This is a genomic window from Dyella sp. ASV21 (genome assembly GCF_016428975.1).
Lineage (GTDB): Bacteria > Pseudomonadota > Gammaproteobacteria > Xanthomonadales > Rhodanobacteraceae > Dyella.
On the sequence record NZ_JAELTT010000362.1, the window covers coordinates 1 to 312 of the forward strand.

Below are 312 nucleotides of genomic sequence, written 5' to 3' on the forward strand. Positions count from 1 at the left end.
TTCGCCATGCACGCCGGCTTCGCCCCGGGCAGCGACTCGCTATTCGCGCAGCACGTCGCCGGCTGGGCCACCGAATGGCAGGGCGTCGAGTCGGGTCTCGCTGGGGTGATTGAAGACGCGTTGTGGACTGTCTCTTATACACATCTCCGAGCCCACGAGACCCGTGACCGAATCTCGGTTTGCGGGGTGGGGGTGTAAAAGGGGGGGGGGGGGGGGGGGGGGGGGGGGGGGGGGGGGGGGGGGGGGGGGGGGGGGGGGGGGGGGGGGGGGGGGGGGGGGGGGGGGGGGGGGGGGGGGGGGGGGGGGGGGGGG

At 76.9% G+C, this 312-nt stretch carries 1 protein-coding gene; it reads left to right on the top strand.

Annotated elements, in window-relative coordinates; all coding sequences use genetic code 11:
* On the top strand, positions 1–198 hold a 198-nt coding region (locus tag JHD67_RS22555; protein WP_233172185.1), incomplete at its 5' end, for a hypothetical protein.
* Between the last annotated feature and the right edge of the window lie 114 nt (positions 199–312).